Origin of the sequence: Microcystis sp. M49636_WE2 (assembly GCF_030065375.1) — a bacterium.
Classification (GTDB): Bacteria; Cyanobacteriota; Cyanobacteriia; order Cyanobacteriales; family Microcystaceae; genus Microcystis; species Microcystis aeruginosa_C.
This window is the reverse complement of the sequence record NZ_JASJFG010000789.1, coordinates 1-2,640: the sequence shown is the minus strand read 5'-3', so window position 1 is coordinate 2,640 and position 2,640 is coordinate 1. Positions and strand designations below refer to the sequence as shown.

Here is a 2,640-nt window from a genome sequence, read left to right as displayed (position 1 = left end):
TAAGGGGGGATCGGCACCCCCCTTATTAAGGGGGGACTAAGGGGGGATCGGCACCCCCCTTATTAAGGGGGGACTAAGGGGGGATCGGCACCCCCCTTATCAAGGGGGGACTAAGGGGGGATCAGAGGCAAAATCTATATTCAATTTAATTATAACTACTTACTTGTCTAGTTTTTGGTGGTGAGAAAGTTGTAGGCTTTTCAGTGAACAGTAAACTGATAACTTATAACTGATAACTGATTTAAGCAAAACGACGACGAAGTAAGGGCTGAATTGCCAAAAGGATTAGCAGATCGAAAGCGAAGAGCAGGGCTAAAACTGTCAAGAAATTGAGGTCAAGCCAAGGGGTTTGTAAGACTATGCTATCAAAAGACCAGTGCTGATTGAAATAAATATAACGGATTGGTTCGATCGCATAGGTAAGAGGGTTGAGACTAGCGATTACTTGTAACCAATCTGCCATAAAGTTTAAGGGAGCGAGGGCGGTACTGGCAAATAAAAGCGGTAAATTGGTGACGAAAATGACGGCGATTAATTCGATATGTCCGGGCAGAGCAAAGGTTAAACTGAGACTCAAGGCAGTCATCCCCAAAACTATTAGGAAAACAATCAAAGCGATCGCACCTAATCCGGCTAAACTAGGCAATCCGGCCCCTAAAAAGGCACTAGCAGCCACGATCGAGGCGGTTTGGATGAAACTGAGGACGATAATATAGATGGTAGAAGCGGCCACGATCGAGTAACGAGTGGTTAAAGGTGCTACCAAGAGACGGTTAAGGAAGCCAAATTCTCGATCGAACATTACCGGCAAACCGGCATTGAGGGCCCCAGAAAAAGCGGTAAAGACAATCACTCCGGGGGCGAGAAATTTAGCATAACTGAGATCGTTGCCGAATAGTCCCTGGGGAGCCTTATAAAACAATGCCCCGAATAAAATCAGCCACATAAAGGGCTGAATTACCCCCGCGATTAGGGTTGAAGGACGACGTTGTAATTGGATGAACAGACGTTTAGTCATGGCCAGAGTTTCTTGCAGAAATTCCCCTAGCACATTTCCCCCATCCTCCACCGTTGCTGCTCTAGTGGGATTGGGGGCTAAACTAGCTTTTAAGGAAGAAGGTGTGATGGTTTGGCTCATGAAATATTTACCTCTAATGCAGTCTTAACGAGTAATTTAGATAGTCAACAGTTTATAAGTGATCAGATGGCTCTCTTGGGGTCCCGGTGATCAGCAAATCCTCTCGAAGAAAAGGCTGACACCCTACCACTTCTCCAATATACAAGGGGCGCAAGCCTTGGGGGAGAAGAATGTAAATATTTATTAAATTGTAGCTTTTGATACAACGCGGGGGGGGGAAGTGTGTACCCTCTTGAATGTTAGGTTCGCTGGTCATTGTTTTGGGTTGCCCTATTGCTTAACCCAAATCTAAATGTCCTAAGCACTCAAACCATTTACCATTAACCCTTTTCTTTTGATGAAAATAAAACAACTCGGCATTGTCTCCGCCGGGGTTGCCCTGGCAACTCTGGGAACCAGTGCGGCACAGGCTGCTTTGGTGGTCGTCCCTACAGGCTTGAATCCGGGCGATCAGTATCGTTTGGTGTTTGTCACCTCCGGCACACGGAATGCAACAAGCTCCAACATCAACGACTACAATACCTTTGTCACCAACCAGGTAACAGGAAGCGCTCTTGCTACGCAATTAACAACGGCAGGATTTAACCTGGGTACAATCACTTGGAAGGCGATCGGTTCTACTTTCGCTACCTCTGCCAAAGTCAATACCGGTACTGATGGCAGTCAGCCAGATGTTCCCATCTACCTCATAGATGGCAACAAGGTCGCCAATAATAATGCCGATCTCTGGGATGGGTCTCTCCAACACCCCATAAATCTACAACCTAACGATGTTATCTCCTCCAACCTTGTTTGGACAGGATCAGTTTATCTCGGTACCGGATTTCCTCAGAATCAGTTGGGCGGAGGAGGGTTCTTTGGTTCCGTGGCCGCGGGGCAGGCTGATTCCGTGGTTTTTTCTGGTTGGATAGCGCAGACCACTGACGTTTCTTCCACTGCGAAGTCGCTGTATGCGATGTCGAGTGTGTTGACCGTGCCCGGAAATCAGCCCGCACCCGTTCCGGTCCCCGAACCCGCGAGCCTTCTTGGTTTTATCACACTGGGCGGTTTAATGCTAGGGGGTGCTGTCCGCAAAGCTAGAAAATAATGCCTACAAGGGAGAGGAGACGCGGGTTTCCTCTCTCTTTTTTGGGGGGTTTTTGATACTTGGTTCCAAGGCTCTGCCTTGTAACCAAACATTTAGGCTCTGCCTAAATTTAAAAGTCAATCTGAGGAATAGTTTCAGGATCTATCCCTAATTCCCGCAATCGTGCCGCTAGTTGTTCTGCTCGTTGTTTGGCCGCAGAAGCCTCTTGTTTAGCCGCAGAAACCTCTTGTTTCGCCGCAGAAGCCTCTTGTTTGGCCGCAGAAGCCTCTTGTTTGGCCGCAGAAGCCTCTTGTTTCGCCGCAGAAACCTCTTGTTTCGCCGCAGAAGCCTCTTGTTTCGCCACAATTAACTCCTCATCGGCCAGGGGAATCAACTCTCCCTCCAGCGTCAACCAGCGCAACCATAGCCGCTCAAT

Annotated in this window: 2 protein-coding genes and 1 pseudogene; 1 reads left to right on the top strand and 2 read right to left on the bottom strand. The window is 48.1% G+C overall.

Going from position 1 to position 2,640, the window contains the following annotated elements:
• Positions 1 to 241: 241 nt before the first annotated feature.
• Positions 242 to 1,138 (bottom strand): ABC transporter permease, encoded by an 897-nt coding sequence (locus PX484_RS18050; RefSeq protein WP_287668974.1) that lies wholly within the window; start codon positions 1,136 to 1,138, stop codon positions 242 to 244.
• 337 nt (positions 1,139 to 1,475) lie between these two features.
• Between PX484_RS18050 and PX484_RS18045 the strand changes: the two genes are divergently transcribed.
• Positions 1,476 to 2,225, top strand: a complete 750-nt coding sequence (locus PX484_RS18045) for a PEP-CTERM sorting domain-containing protein (protein ID WP_287668971.1) — start codon at positions 1,476 to 1,478, stop codon at positions 2,223 to 2,225.
• A gap of 109 nt (positions 2,226 to 2,334) precedes the next feature.
• On the opposite strand, the pseudogene PX484_RS18040 reads toward PX484_RS18045, so the two are convergent.
• Positions 2,335 to 2,640: pseudogene (locus PX484_RS18040) on the bottom strand (hypothetical protein); the annotation flags it as partial.